The organism is Methylococcus capsulatus (assembly GCF_036864975.1).
GTDB lineage: Bacteria > Pseudomonadota > Gammaproteobacteria > Methylococcales > Methylococcaceae > Methylococcus.
Window position 1 is genome coordinate 2,321,513 of sequence record NZ_CP104311.1, and the last position, 22,084, is coordinate 2,343,596.

Below are 22,084 nucleotides of genomic sequence, written 5' to 3' on the forward strand. Positions count from 1 at the left end.
ATTTTAACATCTAAGCCTTGTGAACCAATCCGGCCGGTTCGCCGGCTTTCCACGCCGCGGCCCAGGCGGCGGCTTGATTGGCCCCGCCGGTATTTCATAAACTAGCCGGCACCCGGTCTACCCCATCCTGCCGGTGGATTCTTCAGCCGCATGCCGGTCCTCCGGATTTTAGTCATTCCTCTACATCAAATCTCAGAGCGAAAATGAATTCTGAGCTGTCGATTATCACTCTGATCAAGGAGGCCAGCGCGGTCGTCCAGATCGTCATGTTCATTTTGATCGCGGCGTCCGTGATCTCCTGGACGTTCATTTTCGGCAAGTACCGCGAGATCCGGCGTGCCGAACAGACCTCCATCGCTTTCGAAGACCGTTTCTGGTCCGGCATCGACCTGGCCGATCTTTACCGCCAGCTGGCGACGGAAAGCGACGAATGCGGCGGCATGGAGCTTATCTTTCTGGCGGGCTTCAAGGAGTTCGGCCGCTTGCGGCAGCAGAGCGGCATCATGCCGGAGGCGGTGATGGAGGGTACTCAGCGCGCCATGCGGGTGGCGCTCAACCGCGAGCTGGACAAGCTGGACGAAAGGCTGCCGTTCCTGGCCACAGTAGGATCGACCAGCCCATACATCGGCCTGTTCGGTACCGTGTGGGGCATCATGAATTCGTTCCGTTCGTTGGGCTCGGTCAAGCAGGCGACTCTGGCGATGGTGGCGCCCGGCATTTCGGAGGCGCTGGTTGCCACGGCCATGGGGCTGTTTGCAGCGATCCCGGCGGTGATCGCGTACAACCGGTATTCGACCAACATTTCCCGGCTGGCGAACCGCTACGAGTCCTTCACCGAGGAATTCCTGAGCCTGCTGCACCGGCAGGCGCACACCAAATGAACGTCTCGACCGGAGCCGGACGCGGCCGCCGCCGTCCCATGGCCGAAATCAACGTCGTACCCTACATCGATGTCTCGCTGGTGCTGCTCATCATCTTCATGGTGACTGCACCGATGCTCCAATCCGGCGTCGATGTCGACCTGCCCAAAGCCGAGGCGAGGGCGATCGACCCGAATCAGGACAAGCCGATCATCGTCACCATCGACAAGGACGGCCAGCTCTACCTGGATGCGACCAACCAGGAAGACATTCCGGTCGACCCTCTCACGTTGACCGAGAAAGTGACCCGCGCCCTGGCCGAAAAACCAGGTACTGCCGTGCTGATCCGGGGTGACCAGGCCGTGGAGTATGGACGGGTGATCACGGTGATGGCTGCGCTCAAAAATTCCGGCGTGCCGCAGGTCGGTCTGATGACGAATCCCGTCGAAGATTGATGGCCGATTCTCGTCTTCGCAGCCTGCGCGGGCCATTTGCGCTGGCGCTGGTGCTCCACATCGTTCTGCTGATCCTGTTCGCCCTGAAGTTCGAAGCTTCGCAACGATCGGCCCAAGTGCCTCAGCCCGACATCATCGAGGCGGTGGTCCTCGACGATCCCCGTATCGCCGCCGAGGCGGAACGGCTCAAGGCCGAAACGGCTCCGCCAGCGGAAATCGGGCCGGAACCCGTGCCTGAACCGCCCGGGCCTGCTTCAACCCCGAATCCGGAAGAGTCCCGGCGCGCTCAGCAAATCGCGGCCGAGAAGGCCGCCGAAGAGAGCCGGCGGCAAATGGAGGCCAAGAAACTCGCTGACCAGGCTCGAAAAGACGAGCAAAGAAGGAAAGTGGAAGCAGCGGCAAAAGAACGGGCGGCAGAGGAAGCGCGTGAAAAGGCCGAGGCTGAAGTGCGCCGAAAAGCGGCTGAAGCGCGGCAGAAGGCCGAGGAGGAAGCGAAGGCGCGGGCGGCGGCGGAAGCGGTGGCCCGGAAGAAGGCGGCGGAAGAAGCGAAGGAAAAAGCCGAAGCCGAAGCGCGGCGCAAAGCCGCCGAAGAAGCCAAAGCCAAGGCGGCGGCCGAAGCCGAAGCGAAGCGCAAAGCCGCTGAAGCCGCACGGGAGAAAGCCGAAGCCGAAGCGCGGGAGAAGGCCGAGGAGGAAGCGAAGGCGCGGGCGGCGGCGGAAGCGGCGGCCCGGAAGAAGGCGGCGGAAGAAGCGAAGGAAAAAGCCGAAGCCGAAGCGAAGCGCAAAGCCGCCGAAGAAGCCAAAGCCAAGGCGGCGGCCGAAGCCGAAGCGAAGCGCAAAGCCGCTGAAGCCGCACGGGAGAAAGCCGAAGCCGAAGCGCGGGAGAAGGCCGAGGAGGAAGCGAAGGCGCGGGTGGCGGCGGAAGCGGCGGCCCGGAAGAAGGCGGCGGAAGAAGCGAAGGAAAAAGCCGAAGCCGAAGCGCGGCGCAAAGCCGCCGAAGAAGCCAAAGCCAAGGCGGCGGCCGAAGCCGAAGCGAAGCGCAAAGCCGCTGAAGCCGCACGGGAGAAAGCCGAAGCCGAAGCGCGGCAGAAGGCCGAGGAGGAAGCGAAGGCGCGGGCGGCGGCGGAAGCGGTGGCCCGGAAGAAGGCGGCGGAAGAAGCGAAGGAAAAAGCCGAAGCCGAAGCGCGGCGCAAAGCCGCCGAAGAAGCCAAAGCCAAGGCGGCGGCCGAAGCCGAAGCGAAGCGCAAAGCCGCTGAAGCCGCACGGGAGAAAGCCGAAGCCGAAGCGCGGGAGAAGGCCGAGGAGGAAGCGAAGGCGCGGGTGGCGGCGGAAGCGGCGGCCCGGAAGAAGGCGGCGGAAGAAGCGAAGGAAAAAGCCGAAGCCGAAGCGCGGCGCAAAGCCGCCGAAGAAGCCAAAGCCAAGGCGGCGGCCGAAGCCGAAGCGAAGCGCAAAGCCGCTGAAGCCGCACGGGAGAAAGCCGAAGCCGAAGCGCGGCAGAAGGCCGAGGAGGAAGCGAAGGCGCGGGCGGCGGCGGAAGCGGTGGCCCGGAAGAAGGCGGCGGAAGAAGCGAAGGAAAAAGCCGAAGCCGAAGCGCGGCGCAAAGCCGCCGAAGAAGCCAAAGCCAAGGCGGCGGCCGAAGCCGAAGCGAAGCGCAAAGCCGCTGAAGCCGCACGGGAGAAAGCCGAAGCCGAAGCGCGGCAGAAGGCCGAGGAGGAAGCGAAGGCGCGGGCGGCGGCGGAAGCGGTGGCCCGGAAGAAGGCGGCGGAAGAAGCGAAGGAAAAAGCCGAAGCCGAAGCGCGGCGCAAAGCCGCCGAAGAAGCCAAAGCCAAGGCGGCGGCCGAAGCCGAAGCGAAGCGCAAAGCCGCTGAAGCCGCACGGGAGAAAGCCGAAGCCGAAGCGCGGGAGAAGGCCGAGGAGGAAGCGAAGGCGCGGGCGGCGGCGGAAGCAAGGCGTAAGGCCGCAGAAGAGGCCAAGGCCAGGGCCATGGCAGAAGCCAAAAGGGAAATGGAAGAAGAAGCCAAAGTCATAGCGGCGGCCGAAGCTCGGAAAAAGGCTGCGGAAGATGCCCGGCGCAAGGCAGAACTCGAGGAGCAGATCAACAACGAACGCAGGGAGCAGACGGAGCGGGAAGCGAACAAATGGGCGAACCGTTACATCAAACCCCGTGTGGAGGGCTTGTGGCTCAAGCCGCCTGCCGCCAGAGGTGGCCTGTCCTGTATAATTCAGGTAAGAACGCTGGGAGATGGAACGGTCGTTGAAGCTCGAGTCGTGAAGAGTAGCGGCGACGCCACTTTCGACCGTTCCGCAGAAAGCGCGGTGAAAAAGGCCTCCCCCCTGCCCATGCCGTCCGATCCCAGGGTTGCCGCGGAGCTCCGTTCGTTCACTTTCAAATTCGATCCTTCCGGTTAGTCGAGTCAAGGTACCAAGCATGAACAAGGCGCGTGCGATCGCCCGTTGGATATCATTCCTGTTGCTTTTCGCCGCGGGTCAGGTCTGTGCGGAACTCCAGGTTCAGATCAGCCAAGGGGTGGAAGGCGCGATCCCGGTGGCCGTCGTTCCTTTCGCCAACCAGGGAAGTCTGAGTGAATCCCTCAGCCAGATCGTATCAGCCGACCTGCAGCGCAGCGGGCGATTCCGTACCTTGGCGGAAAGCGCCATGCGGGAGCGTCCGACTGCGCCGGACCAGATTCAGCAGGCGGTGTGGCAGTCCTTGGGTCAGGATTTCGTCGTGGTCGGACAGGTTCAGCCGGCTGGCGGCGATTACGAAGCCGATTTTCATGTCGTCGACGTCATCCGTGGCACGCTGGTCATCAGCTACAAACTGCCCTTCGGCAGAGCCGGAACCCGCCAGGCCGCCCATCGGATCGCCGACGTCATTTATAAGGCGATCACGGGCGAGCCCGGCGCGTTCGCTACTCGTGTCGCTTACGTCACCGTAACCGGAGAAGGCGGCAACCGGCGCTATAACCTACAGGTGGCCGATACTGACGGCTACAACCCGCAGAGCGTCATCGTCTCGAACGAGCCGATCATGTCGCCGGCATGGTCGCCCGACGGTACCAAGATCGCCTACGTTTCGTTCGAAAGCCGGAGGTCGGCGATCTACGTCCAGACGCTGGCGACCGGCGAGCGCCGGAAGGTGTCGGACACTCCGGGTATCAACGGCGCGCCGGCTTTCTCTCCGGATGGATCACGGCTGGCGTTGACCCTGTCGAAGGATGGCAATCCCGATATCTACGTCATGAACCTGGGATCGGGCGGGCTCACCAAGATCACCGACTACAGTGGGATCGACACCGAGCCGAACTGGTCCCGGGATGGCCGGTCCATCGTATTCACTTCCGATCGCGGCGGTAAGCCCCAATTGTATCTGGTGTCAGCGGGCGGGGGGCCGGCCGAACGGCTGACCTACGAGGGGGATTACAACGCCCGCGGTGTCTTCTCGCCAGATGGCCGCAGCCTCGCCATGGTGCACGGCAAGGGCGGCGATTACCGGATAGCGGTCATGGACCTGGCCAGCCGCGCGGTTCGGGTTTTGACCAACGGTCCTTTGGACGAATCCCCCGGCTTCGCTCCCAACGGCAGCATGATTCTTTACGCGGCGCGCCGGGGGCAGCTGGCGGCGGTTTCCATTGACGGCAAGGTCCGCCAGAGTCTGCAGATCGAGGGGGGTGCCGTGCGGGAACCGGCGTGGTCGCCTTGATCGAGGCGGATGTGGCCTTATAAATCTCGAGAGTTTGGAAAGGGAGGCAATATGAATCGCATGAGAACGGGTTTGGTGATAATGGTTGCGGCATTGCTGCTTATGGCGGGATGCTCAAAGAAGGAAGAGGTGAAGCCAGACGAGACGGCCGGAGTTGGCCTGGAGGGCGGCGGCCCGGGCGGGCCCCAGATCGGCAAGTACGGTCCGGGCGGCGGGGCCGGCAAGGCGTACGGCGGAACCGGAGGCGCTTATGGAAGCGGTGGCGGATACGGCGGCGCGGGGGATCCCGCCTTGAACGATCCTTCCAGCCCGCTCTCTAAGCGGGTAATTTATTTCAGCTACGACAGCAGCGAGGTTTTGCCCGAGTACGTGCCGATCGTCAATGCACACGCTGCTTATCTGGCAGCGCATCCCAACGTTACGGTGACGCTGGAAGGGCATTGCGACGAACGCGGCTCGCCCGAATACAACATCGCCCTGGGCGAACAGCGGGCGCGCTCGATCGCCAACACCATGCGCTTTCAGGGTGCAAGCGACGGTCAGATGCAGATCGTGAGTTTCGGCGAAGAGAAACCCGCGGACCCGGGCAGCGGAGAAGCGGCCTGGGCCAAGAATCGCCGTGTCGAAATAGTCTACCCGGGAAATTGATCCGATGAGATCTCTACCTGTTCTGTTCATGTTTTGCGGACTGTCACTGGCCATTCCGGTTTGGGCGGAGCAGGGCTATGGCGCCTATGATGCTGGGGGTTACGGCGCGGAGACCTTGGACGAGCGCGTCGCCAAACTGGAGAAAAAACTCTCCGGCCAGGTGCTAATGGATCTGAATACTCAGATCGAGCGCCTCCAGCGGGAGTTGGCGAAAACACGCGGCCAACTCGAAGAGGTCAACCACAAACTGGAAACGCTGAAGAGCCAGCAGCAGGCCATGTATACGGATTTGGATCAGCGGATCCGGCAGGGCGGAGGGAGCCCGCCGGCGGCGCCGGCTGACGGCGTCGCGGCGGATGCCCAGGACGCCGGAGCCGAGGAAGCCGGGACTGGCGGGGAAACCCGAACCGCGGCCGCGACACCGGCTCCCGCGCCGACGAGCAGGCCGGTCGCGCCTCCTCCAGCATCCGATGGCGCGGCCCGGGAGGCCGCGTATCAGAGAGCCTTTGGGACGCTCAAGGACGGCAGATTCGCCGAAGCGATCAAGGAATTCAAGAGTTTCACCGCCCGCTATCCCAGCGGCGACTACGCCGATAACGGCCAGTACTGGCTGGGCGAGGCCTATTACGTCAACCGTGATTTCAGCAGCGCAAAGGATGCGTTTCAGAAGCTGATCAGGAATTTTCCGCAAAGTACCAAGGTTCCGGACGCGGCGCTGAAGCTGGCTTACATCGAATCCGATACTGGCCAGATTGCCAGCGCCAGACAGATGCTAAACGATGTCATCAAACGTTATCCCGGCTCCAGCGCGGCGAAGCAGGCCGAGAAAAGGCTTCAGAAGATGCAGCAGGAGAAGCGCTGATCCTCGTGACCGAAACTCTCGTCCGCATCACCGAAATTTTCTTTTCGCTCCAGGGCGAAACCCGGACGGTCGGCTTGCCGACCGTGTTCGTCCGGCTCACCGGCTGCCCCTTGCGCTGCTGCTACTGCGATACCGCCTATGCCTTCAGCGGCGGCGAGCGCATGAGTATCGCTGAAATCGTCGAACGGGTCGCCCGGTACGGCGCACGCCACGTTACGGTGACGGGCGGCGAACCGCTGGCCCAGAAAGCCTGTCTGCCGCTACTTACCGCCCTTTGCGACGAGGGCTACCAAGTGTCGCTGGAGACGGGCGGGGCGCACGACATCTCGGCGGTTGACCCGCGCGTGGTGCGGGTGGTGGACATGAAGACTCCTGGTTCGGGCGAAGTGTCCCGCAATCTGTATGCGAACGTCGACGCGCTCCGCCAAGGCGACCAGGTCAAATTCGTGATCACCGACCGGCCCGACTACGATTGGGCCGTGGCCAGGCTTGACGAACACCGCCTCGCCGAGCGTTGCGAAATCCTTTTTTCCCCGGTGGCCGGCGCACTTGATCCAGTGGAGCTCGCTGAATGGATACTAATGGACCGGCTGCCCGTCCGCTTTCAGCTCCAGTTGCACAAGCTGCTTTGGGGCGACACTCCGGGGCGCTGATGAAACCTGCCGTAGTCCTGTTGTCGGGTGGACTCGATTCCGCCACCACCTTGGCGATTGCCCGCCGCGAGGGCTTCGCCTGCCATGCCATGAGCTTCGATTACGGCCAGCGCCATGGCGCCGAACTCAAGGCCGCGCGTCGCCTCGCCCGTTCCTTGGGGGCAATCGAGCACAAGACCGTACACATCGGCCTCGATGCGATCGGTGGATCGGCGCTGACCGATCTCAACATAGCCGTACCGGATTGTCCGCAAAACGGGATTCCGGTCACCTACGTTCCCGCCCGCAACACCGTGTTCCTTTCCTTCGCGCTGGGCTGGGCCGAGGTCTTGGGGGCGCTGGACATCTTCATCGGCGTCAATGCCGTGGACTATTCCGGCTATCCAGACTGCCGGCCGGAATTCATCCGGGCCTTCGAGCAGCTCGCCAACCTGGCGACCAAGGTTGGCGTCGAGGGCGGGCGGTTCCGGATCCATACGCCGTTGCTCGCTCTTTCCAAGGCCGACATCATCCGTACCGGTAAGGCTCTCGGCATTGACTACGCCATGACGGTATCGTGCTATGCCGCCGATAGGGACGGTCTGGCCTGCGGCGTCTGCGACTCCTGCCGTCTACGTCGCCAAGGGTTCGAGCAGGCCGGCATTGCCGATCCGACCCGCTATCGCTGTTGATGCCGCCCGCCGGTATCATTAATACTTTTTGGTTTACTGCTCACCCAACAGGTTCTAGGGATGACCCTCCGCACACGTTTCGCACCCAGCCCAACCGGCCACTTGCATATCGGCGGCGCTCGGACCGCTCTATTCTCCTGGCTGTACGCCCGCAAGCACGGCGGCACCTTCATTCTGCGCATCGAGGATACCGACCAGGAGCGTTCCACTGTGGAATCGGTGAACGCCATCCTCGAAGGTATGACCTGGCTGGGGCTCGAATATGACGAGGGGCCGTTCTACCAGACCCACCGTTTCGACCGCTACCGGGAGGTGATGGAGCAACTGCTGAAAGAAGGCCATGCCTACCGCTGCTATTGCACCAAGGAGGAGCTGGACGAATTGAGGGCAGGGCAAATGGAGCGCAAGGAAAAACCGCGTTACGACGGCCGCTGCCGCCATCGTAGCGAGCCTAGGCCGGGCGTGTCCCCGGTGATCCGTTTCCGCAACCCGACCGATGGGGAAGTGGCATGGGACGATCTGGTGCGCGGACGCATCGCTTTTCAGAACAGCGAACTCGACGATCTGATCATCGTCCGCTCGGACGGCACCCCGACCTATAACTTCACCGTGGTGGTGGATGACCTCGATATGAAGGTATCGCATGTGATCCGCGGTGACGACCATGTCAACAACACCCCGCGCCAGATCAACATCCTCAAGGCTTTGGGCGTCGAGCCGCCTCGCTACGGCCATGTGCCGATGATCCTCGGCGCCGATGGCGCACGGTTGTCGAAACGCCATGGCGCGGTGAGCGTGATGCAGTACCGCGACGAAGGTTATCTGCCGGAAGCCTTGCTCAACTACCTAGTCCGCCTGGGCTGGTCGCATGGCGATCAGGAAATTTTTTCGGTCGATGAGATGATCGAGTACTTCGACGTCAACGCGATCAACCATTCGGCAGCCACCTTCAACCCCGACAAGCTGCTCTGGCTGAACCATCATTACCTGAAGCATTCCGATCCAGCCCATGTCGCCCACCATCTGCGATGGCATCTGGGGCGCCTGGATATCGATCCGACCGAAGGCCCGGATGCCGTCGACGTGGTGCTGGCCCAACGCGAACGCTGCAAGACCCTGGTGGAGATGGCTCAGGCCAGCCGGTTCTTTTATCGGGACTTCGACGATTACGACCCCAAATCTGCCCAGAAGCATCTGACTGCAGCCAGCGTGCCGGCGCTGGAAGCGCTGCGGCGCCATCTGGCCGTCGTCCAGTCATGGGAAAAGGAGCCCCTCCACGCAGTGCTGGTCGCCACTGGGGAGGAGCTGGGACTCAAGCTCGGGGCTGTCGCTCAGCCGCTACGGGTGGCGGTGGCCGGCACCGCCGTGTCGCCGCCCATGGATGTCACCTTGCATTTACTGGGTCAACTGCGCACTCTAAATCGCATCGACCGCGCCTTGGAGTACATCGAGACAAAAAAAGTAGACAGATGCAGCGGATAAACGTATAATAGCCGCTCAACTTCGGTTGGGGCCATAGCTCAGCTGGGAGAGCGCAACAATGGCATTGTTGAGGTCGGGAGTTCGATCCTCCCTGGCTCCACCAACTCTAAGTTAGCAAGTCAGTCCTGTCCCCATCGTCTAGAGGCCCAGGACACCGCCCTTTCACGGCGGCGACGGGGGTTCGAATCCCCCTGGGGACGCCATGAAATCGATCGGTTACGATGCTTCAGGCCGGCGGTACGGGATCAACGTCCTCAACGGCCGTTCTTACAGCCTTTTTACCCACAGAGCATACGCAGTTCGTGCATCAGCACCAACTGCGCCGATGCATGCTTAGCGTTCCGAAGCGCCACGCCTACGGTGGACGAAATGAGAAAGAGCCACCGTTTTCAGTTGCCGATGACCTAGGCGTGGCGAACACGCAGAATACCTTGCGTTTGTTACGGTATCATGTCTGTGAAATAACGAAAACGAGCAAGTCCGAGGTGCAATCCAGGCTGACGTTCATGGTCGCCAGCCGCCCCCGGCTGATGCCGAATCGGCAGGAATGCCGGTTGATGACTGGTCCCGTTCTCGGAAGCTGCTCTCCGGATCATGCTCTCCATAGTTCAAATTTGCGCCCTGCAGGTGGATGCTTTGCGCCCGAAGGGGGTGAGAGAGGGAGGTCTCGCATTGAAAGACCCTGCCCGCCTGGGGCGTCCCCTCCATCCCGGTCTTCTCTCGGCGGGAGAAAGGAGTCACTGTGCCGTGCCTTTTGCGTCGAGCGACACCGGCTAGCCCCGTCGCGAACGGATGTGACCCGGGCGCAAGCGGTCAACCGCGATCAAGACTCCAAGATCTTCTGACCGGACAGCATTGTGTCTGGCGGCCTATGCTTCGGGGGTGGAAAAGTACTTGAGCGTTCATTGGGCTTCGCTCCAAAATACGGTGCTTCACCGGACTATGTGAGGATCGAAATCATGAAACTCTATGACGCTACACGTGCTGCAATACTCGGTTTGGCTCTCGGATCGATGTCGCTTGAGTCTTATGGCGACGACTGGGCCAATTATGCTGGCGATGCCGGAGACAAATTCGGACGGGGTCTGGCCAATACCTCTTTGGGGTGGGTCGAAATGGTGAAAGGGGTGGGTATTGCGGCAAGCCATGACGGGCCGGCATTCATTCCGTTTGGATTCGTAAAAGGTCTCGGCCATACCCTCGGCCGGACCTTGTCCGGTGTTTTCGATGTGGTGACTTTTCCCATCCCCACAGCGCCGTCGAGCGAACCCGTGTATGTCTGGGATCGATTTGACCAGGAAACGCAATACGGCTATTTCGATCCTGCCAAGCGGCGATCCTCGAAGTGACGATGAGCCCGGCCGTTTTGCCGTTGCGTTCTAAACCGGCAGTATGGGCGTAAGGGCGGAATACGCGGCGGGTTGATTCATCAGAGCGACTCGTCGCGGTATGGCATCCCGAGCATGTCGTGAAGGGATCCCCTGGCCAGTGGGAGCGTGGATCCGTGTCTTTCCATCGCCGAGCGAAAACCGGGTCTCGAACGGATTCGTGACGGTCGAAAACCGTCATCGTGCACTCGTTTCAGGATGGGAGCCGGTGACGGTCACAAACAGGCCCATTCAAGTCGTCCCGTTCAATTGCGTAATGAGTTCAGCAACCTCATCCGCAGGCAGCGGCTTGGCGATGAGGAAGCCTTGGATCGCATCGCACCCCGAGTTTTGCAGCAGGTTCTTTTGAGCTTCCGTTTCTACGCCTTCGGCGATGATTTTCAGTCCAAGGCTGTGGCCGAGTGCGATGATGCCGTCGCAAATCTTGGCGTTACCGTGATCGGTTTCGATGTCCTGAACAAAGGAACGGTCGATTTTCAGACTCTGGATGGGCAATAGTTTGAGTCGCCCCAATGAGGAATAGCCGGTCCCGAAATCGTCGATGGATAGCGTGATCCCGTAATCCTGAAGTGCTTTCAATATGGCCTGAACACGGCTGAGATTTTCCATAATGGCGGATTCGGTGATTTCGAGTTCGATATCGGGGCCGGATAGGCCGTGGCGTTTGACGATGGAACTCAGGGCTTTGAAAAATGACTCATCCTGCAACTGTTTCACGGAAACGTTGATGGCCACGCGCACGTCCGTGATACCGTCGTTCCGCCAGCTTCTCAGTTGATGGCATGCCCGGTCGATGACCCACAGTCCCAAGGGCAGGATGAGTTTGGTCTCTTCGGCGATGGGTATGAACCGGTTGGGGCTGATGACGCCAAGCACCGGATGGCGCCATCGCAGCAGCACTTCGACGCTGCAGATGGAGCCGGTGGCTAGATCGACCTGCGGTTGGTAATGGAGTTTGAAGCCCCCGTGTTTCAATGCGTCACGCAGGCCGTTTTCGATTTCGAGCCGCTCTCGGACGCCGCGGTTGATGGCCTGGCTGAAGAATTCGAAGGTATTCCCTCCTCGGGATTTGGCATGATACATCGCAGCGTCCGCGTGCTGCATCAGTGTCTCCGCGCTGTTTCCATCGGCGGGGTAAACGGCGATGCCTATGCTTGCGCCGGAGTGCAACTGATAGCCTTCGACCATGTAAGGGCGGCAGAGGCTTTCCAGGATTCGCTCCGCCGTGGCTGCCGCGGTCGTCGAGACCTTGTTGGCGGTGATCACGACGATGAATTCGTCACCGCCCAGCCGTCCGACCACCTGGTTGCCGTGGACGTTTTCGGTCAGCCGCCCCGCAACCTCTTCCAGCAGCGCATCGCCGATCCGGTGGCCCAAGGTATCGTTGATTCGCTTGAAGTTGTCCAGGTCGATGAACATCACCGCGACCTGCTTGCGCGCCCGTCGGGCGAATTCGATCGCCCGTTCGAGACGTCCGTGCAAGAAGACACGATTGGGGAGGTTGGTGAGCGGGTCGTGATGAGCGAGATGTTTGATCCGGTCTTCCGCTTCCTTTCGCTGAGTGATGTCGCGGAATGCGCCGTGGACATAGCGTCGTCCATCCATTTCGAAAGCGCTGCTGCTGACTTCCACCGGCACGGTGGTGCCGTCGGCTCTGACCAGCGACAGTTCGACGGTTCCGTCCTTGCCATGCAGCATGCGGTCGAGGAAATCCGTTTCCGCACCGTCGGCATCTTTACTGGTTTCGTGGAGATTGCTCAGGTGCCGGCCGATGATCTCGTTGCGTGACATTCCCAGCAGTGTCTCGGCCTGCCTGTTGCAGTCGACCAGGGTTCCTGTCTCGGAATCGGTAACGAGGATGGCGTCGTTGGCGACCTCGATCAAGGTGCGGTAGCGCCGTTCGCTGGCCCGGAGCGCGCGGTTCTTGGCCACTTCCTCCTGGCGGTGCCGCTCCAGTTCCTCCATTTTCATGATCGCGGTGACCATGATGGCTGATACGAAAAGCGCAGCCACCATTCCTGTGGCCAGATAGTCATAAGTGACTTCGCCTTTGAGGAGCAGCCCCATCGCTGCGGTCACGGCTTCGGACATCACTACGGAAGCCAGAATGCCGGCTATCCACAGGTATTTTCCCAAGAGAATGATGAGCGTCACTCTAAAATTCCTGCTCTTCTGCTCGTGCGGTTCGGGATTGTCGGATGGCAGGGCGTCTGTGTTGCCGAGTGCCGCTCCCATGCTTATCGGGCGATTCCGTGAACAAGCCAATGGTATTGTAGCGCCCTCACCACCACAGCCGGCCGTGGTCCGATCCGATTCAGATATCGGCCTGAACTTCCAGGATTTTGAGACGGGCTTGCGCCTCGTTCCCATGGAGGATGGCTCCCGAGGATTACCATTGTACCCATTCGCCTTCGCCATCGGGCTCCCCTCTCGGAGAGAGGGGAGGAGCAGCTCAAGCGGTCATTTCCGTCAAGCAGCCGATTTGCTCGGCGCCGTCAGTATCTCGTCCCTAACCACTTTGAGCAATTGGATGCGCAACAGCGACGGCAGGTTCGTGATCTCAGCCCCTTCCGTCGACATCCTCCAGGCTGCCACATGCGTGCCGGTAGCGAGTTTTTCCGATTTGCCGCCGGGCAGTACCCGGAAAAAGTCGAATGCTAGCAGAACCCCTTTTTGATGGATCGCCGCGACCGACATCCGGGCTTTGATGGTATCGAACGGCATCGCGTCCCGGAGGTGCCGAATCTCGGTGAAGATGCACCGGAGACCTTCCTGCGCTTCTCCGATTCGATAGGCGTCCGGAACGATACCGTAAAAATAGCCGTCCCTCAGCATTCCCTGCAGTTCATAGTACTTTGAATAGTAGATGTTCCCCACCAGATTCGCGTCGTTCGGGGATGTGGCAACAGTTTGCTCGGCAAGCAAGACGCTTCCGGCCGGCCCCGGTTTTGCGCGCCACAAGGCGGTTCCAATGAGTTCGGTTGACCGGCTGTAGCTGGTCTGGTCCTTCTCTCCGTGATCTTCCCGGGCTACTTCGAGTTCGCGGAAGAAGCCATCGAGGTAAGGGGGATAAGGTGCGGGCACGACGACACCATGTGACAGGACCTTGGCCCAGGTCATCTGGATCTCGCTGGTCGCGATGCGCTCCGGGTTCCCGTCAACTGGTACGCGGTGCCATTCGAAGCCGACGGCAATCGTCGCGTTCGCAGGACCATTGCGGCCAAGGAAGCGGCAGGATACCTCGATGATTTCGCCAGGGCGGACGGGCTTTTCGATTACCGCCCAGGAGCGGTTGGTTACCCAGGCATGCTCACCCGAGGTAAATTCGTGGGTGAGCCGGCTCAAGACCGGCCGCAGCGCCATTTCCCGGATTCGCCCCATCCATTCGAAATAACGGGAGAAGTAAAGCGTTCCATCGGCATTGGCGCCGTCCTTGAATGCGAGGGGGAAACGAAAAGCGATGCGTTGGTCGGAATCCTGCCCAGTGATATGGGGTTCAACGCGGAGAATATCCGAGGGATCGCCCCCAGCTTTAAGCCAGCGCAGCCAGGATTCGTCGTTCTCTATCGTTGGCCCGGGTTGCATCATCGTTACCGGAACTGCTTTGGTTATCGTGGCTTCGGATGTGTCTTCGCACTCCGAAACGACCATATTTTTCTCTTCAAGCACTGGGGTACCGGCGACGACCATGGCCACCATGCGTTGCCCATCCCGCTCGCTCACAAGGGGGAAACTCACAATCCAAAGTCGGACGTCTTTGTCTGTGGCGCGAAACAGCACGCCATCTGCTTTTATGGCTTCGATGTCCAGGGTGACATCACGCGTGTTCAGCGCTTTCATGGCCGTTTCCAGCGCTGCCCAGACCCGCGATCCGGCCTCGTTCAGTAATTCACCCCTGCTTTCGAGGCGCTGGACAAGGGAAAAAAGGTTGGCGTTGAGCATTGCGCGCCACTGTTCGCGGCTACGCCGGATCGCTCCCACCAGATCGCAGCCTTGAAAGCCCACGCCGGCAACACAAAGCAGCATTTCATCATCGTGGCTCAACGAGATTTCCAGCGGTGTCACAGCTGCCCCGATTTCCGCGAGTTCGCGCTCCGTTCTGCTTTCCGGAGGGCATGGCAGTCGGACCAGTATTGGTTTTCCGGTTTCCAGCCAGCCTATGTCGAGGTGCGACGTGTCCACCGCGAAGCGACGTCCGGCCCCCCGAATGGCGGCATGAAAAACCGGGAGACTTAACGTCCGTCTTTCGTCGCGCTTGCGCGCGTGCAGTTCCGGAATCTTACGGATGGTTACATAAGGGGCGGACAGACCAAACTTCCGGGCTTGCCGATCCGCCCTTTCCTGCAAGGAGGGGTCATCCGCCGAGGCCGCCCGCGCCAACAGTTGGGCTGGTGTGGGGAGATTGGCGCTACGCTCTAGCATCTGGACTTCATAATTTTCGATGCGTTCAACGATCCGGTCGTCGCCATCGTAAACGACCACGTCAGCCAGCACTCGGCGACCGTTACGCTGGGTTATTTCGGCGTGCGCCCGGTAGACTCCGCCGTCAGATAGCGAGCGGTACAGATTGATTCGGCCGATTCGGACAGGCAGGCAGACATCAGGGGTGAGCGTGAGTTGCCCAGCTTGCAGCAACGTGTCGCGGTAGAACGGATCGCCCAGCACCAGCGGGGCACGCACCGCATCCGAGAATCCTTCGGGGTTACGGATCGTCTCGGCGCGAGCTTCGGTCACGAAGACGACATGGCGGTCGTCGAGTGATTCCACGCCGCTGATACGCTGGAACAACGGCCCCTGGAACAGGACGCCGCCGTAGAGATCGACCTTCGGTACGAGGCCCAGCAATTGGCGATGCGGCAGGGCGGTTTCTCCCGGCGCGGCTTCGCGACGCCGGCCCAATACCAAGCGGGCTGCGAAATGGGCCGGTTCCATACCACTCTGTTCGGCATGGATCGAGACTTCCACAACGACCGGATCGGAAACCTCCTTACGTTCCAGTGCCAGTGCCCGGATCTCAATGCGCTGCGGCCGTTCCCGGCTCACCACGATGGGCCGTTCCAGCCGGATGTCCTCGATCCGCACCACTTCTGCCCCGGCATCGCCGGCGACTCGCAGCGCCGCCTGGGCCATGGCTTCGAGCCCCATGACCGTGGGCAGGAGCAAGGAGCCGCGGTAGTCATGGTCGGTCAGATACAGATCGTGCCGGGTGTCGAGGCTCACCCGGGTGATGAGTTCGATCCCTGCCTCGAAGCGCTGTACTTCGCCGAGGAAGCGGCCGGCCGGGGGCGTCATTTCGGCCAGCGGAGGACGGACCCAGGTGGCGAGGCCGTCGGCACTGGCGGCCACGATCACTTCCCGCGTTGGCGGCGCCGTGCGCATCCAGCGTAGGAACTGGCGTACACCCTCGGCGACCGGGATCGCGTCGATGCCCAACTGGCTCAGATGGCGGACACTGCCGAGTTTCACGCCCATACCGACCTCCTCCCATACGCTGAAGGCGTGGCAGACCACCGCCGTTTCCGGGTGCGCTTGCGCGAATCCGTCCAGCAGCCGCGCCACCGCCTCGTTCGAATAGGCATACCAGGCGTTGTTCATCATCCCGGTGACCCCGATGATCGAGGTCAGTGCCGCAAACAGTTTGGGCGGATGGTTGTCGAACAGGACCCGCAGGTTCTCGGCACCCGTCAGCTTGGGCGCGATTTCGCGCCGGGCCTGTTCGGCCGACACCTGGGCCACGGGCCGCGGGGTATTGGTGCCGGCACCGTGTATCACCCCGGTCACCGGTCCCATTTCACTGCGGATAACAGTGATCAGCCGTTCCATCGCCTGGAGGTCGGCGACGTCGGCGGCGTAGTAGCGGCAGTCGATGCCCGCTTCGGCGAAGCGCTGGAGGGTCGTGGCGAGTTCTCCGGTTTCGCCTGGCTGCGGCGCTGGCGAACGTCCGACCAGAGCCAGCCGGACGCCGGTCTCGAGGGCGAAGGCGTGTGCGCATTCCGCAGTGATGCCTTTGCCGCCGCCAGTGACCAGCACTACATCTTCGGCCGACCATTCGATCGAGCGCGGGGTGCAGTCTTCGGGTTCGATCAGCTCAATGCAGCGGCTCCATCGCTTGCCCTCGGGGTCGTATTCCACCGCTTTGTAGCCGGGCTGCCCGCGCAGTTCTGCCGCCACCCGATCAGCGACGAAATCGTCCGCCAGGGCGGGGTCGAAATCGAGCACCCCGACTTCGAGTTCCGGCCGCTCCAGCGAAAGGCTGGCGGCGAACGACCAGGCGCTGGTCGCTCCACCTCCCGGCCCTCCGCCGCCGCTGCGCTGGAGGAAGAAGACACTGTTCACGTTCCGCCAAAGGGTCGGAGTCCGTCGAGCCAGTTCGTGAATGACGGCCAGTTCGTCGATACCCGAGTCGGCGATCGCACCGGTGCGCGGCATAGGGTTCTCTGACAGCACGATCACCAGCCGGCGGGTGCCGTCTGGGAGATCGGCCTCGTCCAGATGGCCCGCATTCACTGTCTTGGCGGCAAGGCGTCGTTCAAGAGGTTCCGCAAAGGATGCACCGGCTTGGGGGAGCAGGACGAGACATTCGCCGGCCGGTGGTTCGTTCGCGTCAGAAGGCGAAAAGAGCGGGGCGGCCACTCGCGACTTGCGGAACGCCCGGACCCAGCGCAGGCGTTTGACGGGTACCGTGGCGGCTGCCGCAGCCGGTTCGGAACGTGCGGCCTCGCCGCTGGTCGCTGTCTCGAGCGCCGCAGCGATTTCTGCCAGCGTCGCATTGGCCAGGGGTGCGGCTTCGATCCGGTCCTGGGTGCCGGTGGCCAGGATCAAGTCGCCCAGCAGCGCGCCGGCTTTGATCGAGTCGATGTTGAGATCATCCAGCAGTCGCTGGTCCGGTGCCAGGCAGTCACGGCTGAACCCGGTGCGCTCGGCGACCAGGTCGAGTACCAGGTCCATCGCCGAGACCGGCGGGAGAGAGGCCACGGCAGGTGCCAGCGCTACGGCATCGAAAGCGGCGACGACGCTGCCGACGGTATCGGTGTTCACCTGCATCGGATCGATCTTTCCCTGCACCCCCAGGCGGATCGCGGCATCGCCGAGCAGGGTGCCGATCTTGATCGAATCCAGGTTCAGGTCGTCGATCAGGCGGGCCTCGTCTTTCAACGTGTCGATTGCGAAGCCGGTACGTTCGGCCAGCAGCGCCAATACCACGTCGCGTGCCGAAGCGGCCGTTGTGCCTGCGGATGCAGGCGCTGCGGCCGCCGGTTCAGGCCGGTGCTTCACGATGGCGGGCTGGACATCGGCGAAGAGTTCGCCCTTGAGATTCTGCGAGATGGACCGCATGCGATCGAGTAACGGACGGTTGGCGAGCAGTGCTCCGATTCTCAGGCCCAGCTCGGTCAGGTAGTCCCGGTTGCCCGGAAACCGGCGGTTGATCAGCAGCAGCACGCCCAGGGGCAGTTGCTGCATGGTCAGGACGGGTACACAGTCCACCGCGCGGGTTCTGACGCCGGCCAGGCGGTCGAGCGCGGGCTGGAAACGGGGGTCGGCATGGGCATTGGCCAAATGCAGGGAGCGCCGGCTGGTGAAAACTTCCCCCGCAATGCCGTGCTCCGCGCTCAGACCTAGACTTTCGGCCGCAGTGCCGAAGGCGGGATAGAGGGTGGCGGTATCACGATCGTGCAGTAGGAGCGCGCCGTATTCGGCCCCGAGGCTGTCCTTGGCCGATTCCACCAGGTTACCGATGATCGCCTCCGGGTGCGGGTCCACCGTTTCCCGGGCCACCACGCGGTGCAGCAGCGTTTCGATTCCCTCCAGCTCGCGGGCGCGTTCGGCCAGGTAGGTCTGGATCAGGCCGGGTGCGGCGATCGCTGCAAGTTCGGCCAGGATTTCCGCGTCCATGGGCGTGAAAGGCTCGCCCGGCCGTCGGGCTACGCGAACCAGCCCGAGCGGGTGGCCGGCGCCGCTGGGGAAAGGCACGTACAGTGCGGTCCATGCCGGCGGAACGCCGAGGGCCTCGAGCTCGGCCTGGACGCGGGGATCTTCCCCGAGGATTTCGATAGCCTCCGGCTCTCCGGACCGGAGCACGTCGGCGAAGATGCCGTCGGCGGCGCTCAGCCGGTTGGCGAATGCGTCGAAAGGCAGGACGACCCGCAAGGCCTGCTCGCTCTGCTCGAACAACAACACGGTGGCGTGATCGGCGTGAACGGCATCACGGAAGGCCGCCGTCAGCGTCTCCGACAACTGGGCCAGATCGGAGGCCGTTCGTTCACTGATGCGGCGGAGCCGGCCGTCTCTGAGGACTGGCCGGTTGCCGTCGGCCGCGGGGACGGCACCGAGTTCACGTTCGCAGGGGGCGACATAGAACTTGCGTGCCGAGGCGGGTACGAAGGGCCGGATCAGCCGGTTTTCGTACAAGCGTTCCCAGCGCAGGGCGAGTCCGCGGACATGGGCTTCGGCTACCACCGCATTGAAATCGGCGTCGCGTCCTGGTCTCCCTTCGACCGGCAGGCAGGGGCGCACGCGCCCGTTGCCATGGCTTTGCGCCAGTCCGGAAAGCACCCGGCCCGGCCCGACTTCCACCAGCCAGTCGCAATGTTCCGACATCGCCTCCAGCAGACGGGTGAAATTCACCGGCGATACGATCTGGCGGGACAGGTGTGCACGCAAGTCTACGCCGGATGTGATTTCGTTGCCGTCGATGCTGGAGAACACCCGGACGGTCAGGTCGCTGGAGCGGGCGGGAAGGTCGGCGCTGCGCCGGAAGTTTTCCGCCGCGCTTGCGACCAGCTTCGAATGGAAAGCATTGGATACCGGCAGCATGCTGGCGCGGATACCGTCGGCATTCGCCAGCTCGACGGCACGGGCAACCGCCGCACGCTCACCCGAAATCACGATCTGTGACGGTGCGTTGACGTTGGCGATCGCGCAATAGCCGTGCTCTTGGCGGGACAGGATCGCCTCAGCGGTCGCGGCGTCGCAGGCCAGCACGGCCATCGCGCCCGCCTCGCCTTCCGGAGCCGCCATGACGAGCCCCCGCTGCGTTGCCAGGCGGATGAGCGTGGCTGCGTCATACGCGCCGGCCGCGGCCAGCGCGGTGAGTTCGCCCAGACTGTGTCCGCCCACTACGGAAGGAAGGATCCCGAGCGATTCCAGCCGTTGTTGCCACAGCAGGGATGCGGTGCAGATCGCCGGCTGGGCGTTTTCGGTGGCGGTCAGCTCCGCCATCCACGCCGGTTCGAGTTTTTTCGCCGGATCGCGCTCAGTGGGGCGCAGGTACAGCCGACTCAAGTGGCCGTCCGGGTCCTTGGGACGCGAGGCCGCGGCTTCGGCGTCCGCGCGTGCGATGGTGTCGCGCGCCCATTCGAAACGCTCCACTAGACCTCGGCCCATCCCAATCTGCTGGGAGCCCTGACCCGGAAACAGGAAACCGACCCGCTGGGGCGCGACGGCATGGCCGATCCAAACTTGATCCCCTTGCCACAAGCTGCCCACCGCCGGGGTCTGTTGCTCCAGCTGTCGCTCCAGGAGTTCGAGCCGGGATTCCAGCTCTTCGACCGAGCCGGCGACCACAGCCGCCCGCCAGGGGTGGTCGTCGGCCAGAGTCGCTGCCTGGGCGGCCGCATCGACCAGCTCTCCGACCGCCATCCCTTTGATCTGCCGGCGGAACTCACATACGGTCTGACGCAGCAGGTGCGGATCGGCGGCCGAGAATGGGAAAACTTCCGTATGCTGACGGCTGGCCAGCAGGACCCGCTCCGGCAGGGAGGGTGCAATTTCCGGGGACGGCGGGTCACCGCTTTCCAGCGTGACGTGGCAGTTGATCCCGCCGAACCCCATAGCGGACACGCCGGCGCGCAGGCACTCGCCCGGCTCTCTGATCTGCCCTTCCTGCACCGGGTAAAGTCCGCGCGCCGAATCGGCGAAGCTCGCATGCGGCTCGGTACAGCCCGCGGTGGGCGGCACCACACGCCGGTTGACCGCAAGGACTGCCTTGATGAATCCGCCGATGCCGGCCGCCGCCTTGGTATGGCCGACGATCGACTTGAACGAGGTCATACCGACTGAGTGGTCCTCGACCGCCCCGTAGGCGGCCAGGGCGCCGGCCACGCCTTCGAGTTCGATACGGTCGCCCACGGCAGTACCGGTACCGTGGCCTTCCACGAATGCCAGCGTCTGCGGGGCATAGCCCGCAGCCCGGTAGGCGCGCAGCAGCGCCAGACTCTGACCTTTCGCGCTGGGCGCGGTAATGCCGCCGCGGCCGTCGGACGACACACCCCAGCCGCGCAATACCGCATAGACCGTGTCGCCGTCCCGGCGGGCGTCCTCCAGCCGTTTCAGCACAACCATGCCGCAGCCCTCCCCCGGAATGAATCCCTTGCCGCGCCGGTCGTAGACCCGCATTTCGTCGCGGGTGAGGGCAGTGGCCTTGGCGAAGCCTATCAGTTCGAGCGTATCGAGGCTCACATCGACGCCGCCGGCGATCGCCAGGTCCATCTTGCCCTGGTGCAGATAATCGGCGGCAGTGGCCACCGCCAGCAGCGAGGACGAACAGGCTCCGTCAACGATGTACCCGCCGCCGTGCCAGTCGAGGTAATTGCAGATACGGCCGGCGATGGTATTGGCCAGGCCGCCGGCCAGCGTGTCTTCGCTGGCCGGTGGGAACACCGATTTGTAGATGTCTTCCATCGCAGTTTCGAATTCTCGCATCAGATCGTCGGGGAGTCCGCGCGCCTGCGCCGTTTTTCGCAGCACCTTGCGGACGAAGGGCCAACGCAGGCGCATCGTGCCGGCGCGGGTCTCCTCGCCTGTCAGGGTGTTGCCGATGATCGCCCCGGCTGTGTCCTTCGGAAGGTCGTCGGGGCTGAGGCGGGCATGGTTCAACGCCTCCAGGGCCGTGGCCAGGGAAAGCCAATGGACGATATCCGTGGCATCGAACGTCGATTTGGGGATGCGATAGGCGCCGGGATCGAACTCGAAGCCGTCAAGGACGGCGGCTTTGCGTCCATAGGTCTTGTCGGGCGCGGCGGGGTCGGGGTCGTAATAATCGGCGAGTGGGAGCCGGACATCGGGAATTTCGCGGAACTGCTGCCGGCGACTGAGGATGTTTTCCCACAGTTGCAACAGGTTTCCAGCGCCGGGATAGCGGCAGGCCATGCCGATGACGGCGATCGGTTGTGCGGTTTGGGTACGCATTGGGTATTTCCTCCTGAAAAAAGAACTGCCCAGGATTGGGCAATGGACATGACGCCGCCTTACGGTCGAACGTCGAGACGTGAATGCAGCGAGAAGAGCTGCCTCGAAGTTCAACGTAACAAGAATGCGGAGGAATTCAAGGAACATACGGCAAAGGAGCCGATAGTCCCCGTATG

Annotated in this window: 12 protein-coding genes and 2 tRNA genes; 12 read left to right on the forward strand and 2 right to left on the reverse strand. The window is 62.6% G+C overall.

Annotated features, from left to right (window positions below):
• The first annotated feature begins 203 nt into the window (after positions 1 to 203).
• The 12 genes from tolQ to N4J17_RS11560 all read left to right on the forward strand — a co-directional run bounded on the left by tolQ (position 204) and on the right by N4J17_RS11560 (position 10,682).
• A complete protein-coding gene (tolQ, locus tag N4J17_RS11505; protein ID WP_198323353.1) occupies positions 204 to 881 on the forward strand; it encodes a protein TolQ in 678 nt (225 codons plus the stop codon).
• Positions 878 to 1,315, forward strand: coding sequence for a protein TolR (gene tolR, locus N4J17_RS11510; RefSeq protein WP_198323352.1), 438 nt, complete (start codon positions 878 to 880; stop codon positions 1,313 to 1,315). The genes tolQ and tolR overlap by 4 nt, the downstream gene beginning before the upstream one ends.
• Complete coding sequence (tolA, locus tag N4J17_RS11515) at positions 1,315 to 3,723, forward strand: cell envelope integrity protein TolA (RefSeq protein WP_338457601.1); 2,409 nt, start codon at positions 1,315 to 1,317, stop codon at positions 3,721 to 3,723. The genes tolR and tolA overlap by 1 nt, the downstream gene beginning before the upstream one ends.
• Before the next feature lie 19 nt (positions 3,724 to 3,742).
• Complete coding sequence (gene tolB, locus N4J17_RS11520; RefSeq protein WP_198323349.1) at positions 3,743 to 5,017, forward strand: Tol-Pal system beta propeller repeat protein TolB; 1,275 nt, start codon at positions 3,743 to 3,745, stop codon at positions 5,015 to 5,017.
• 9 nt (positions 5,018 to 5,026) lie between these two features.
• Positions 5,027 to 5,665 carry a peptidoglycan-associated lipoprotein Pal gene (gene pal, locus N4J17_RS11525; protein ID WP_338457602.1) on the forward strand — a complete coding sequence of 213 codons (639 nt, stop codon included), beginning with the start codon at positions 5,027 to 5,029 and terminating at the stop codon, positions 5,663 to 5,665.
• Between the two features lie 4 nt (positions 5,666 to 5,669).
• Positions 5,670 to 6,527, forward strand: a complete 858-nt coding sequence (gene ybgF / locus N4J17_RS11530; protein WP_198323348.1) for a tol-pal system protein YbgF — start codon at positions 5,670 to 5,672, stop codon at positions 6,525 to 6,527.
• Positions 6,528 to 6,532: 5 nt separating this feature from the next.
• Entirely contained in the window at positions 6,533 to 7,180 is a 648-nt protein-coding gene (gene queE, locus N4J17_RS11535) for a 7-carboxy-7-deazaguanine synthase QueE (protein ID WP_198323347.1), read from the forward strand.
• Positions 7,180 to 7,851 carry a 7-cyano-7-deazaguanine synthase QueC gene (gene queC / locus N4J17_RS11540; protein WP_198323346.1) on the forward strand — a complete coding sequence of 224 codons (672 nt, stop codon included), beginning with the start codon at positions 7,180 to 7,182 and terminating at the stop codon, positions 7,849 to 7,851. The genes queE and queC overlap by 1 nt, the downstream gene beginning before the upstream one ends.
• A 60-nt stretch (positions 7,852 to 7,911) precedes the next feature.
• A complete protein-coding gene (gene gltX, locus N4J17_RS11545) occupies positions 7,912 to 9,333 on the forward strand; it encodes a glutamate--tRNA ligase (protein ID WP_198323345.1) in 1,422 nt (473 codons plus the stop codon).
• Positions 9,334 to 9,360: 27 nt separating this feature from the next.
• Positions 9,361 to 9,436 (forward strand) — tRNA-Ala (locus N4J17_RS11550).
• Between the two features lie 24 nt (positions 9,437 to 9,460).
• Positions 9,461 to 9,536: transfer RNA gene (locus tag N4J17_RS11555), tRNA-Glu, on the forward strand.
• Between the two features lie 756 nt (positions 9,537 to 10,292).
• Positions 10,293 to 10,682: an exosortase system-associated protein, TIGR04073 family gene (locus N4J17_RS11560; RefSeq protein ID WP_198323344.1), complete on the forward strand. Its 390-nt coding sequence runs from the start codon at positions 10,293 to 10,295 to the stop codon at positions 10,680 to 10,682.
• A 270-nt stretch (positions 10,683 to 10,952) separates the two neighbouring features.
• On the opposite strand, the gene N4J17_RS11565 is transcribed toward N4J17_RS11560, so the two are convergent.
• Positions 10,953 to 12,875, reverse strand: coding sequence for a putative bifunctional diguanylate cyclase/phosphodiesterase (locus N4J17_RS11565; RefSeq protein ID WP_277458577.1), 1,923 nt, complete (start codon positions 12,873 to 12,875; stop codon positions 10,953 to 10,955).
• A gap of 315 nt (positions 12,876 to 13,190) precedes the next feature.
• The gene (locus N4J17_RS11570) at positions 13,191 to 21,908 is read right to left on the reverse strand and encodes a type I polyketide synthase (RefSeq protein ID WP_198323342.1); all 8,718 of its coding nucleotides are present in this window, start codon (positions 21,906 to 21,908) and stop codon (positions 13,191 to 13,193) included.
• Positions 21,909 to 22,084: the final 176 nt, after the last annotated feature.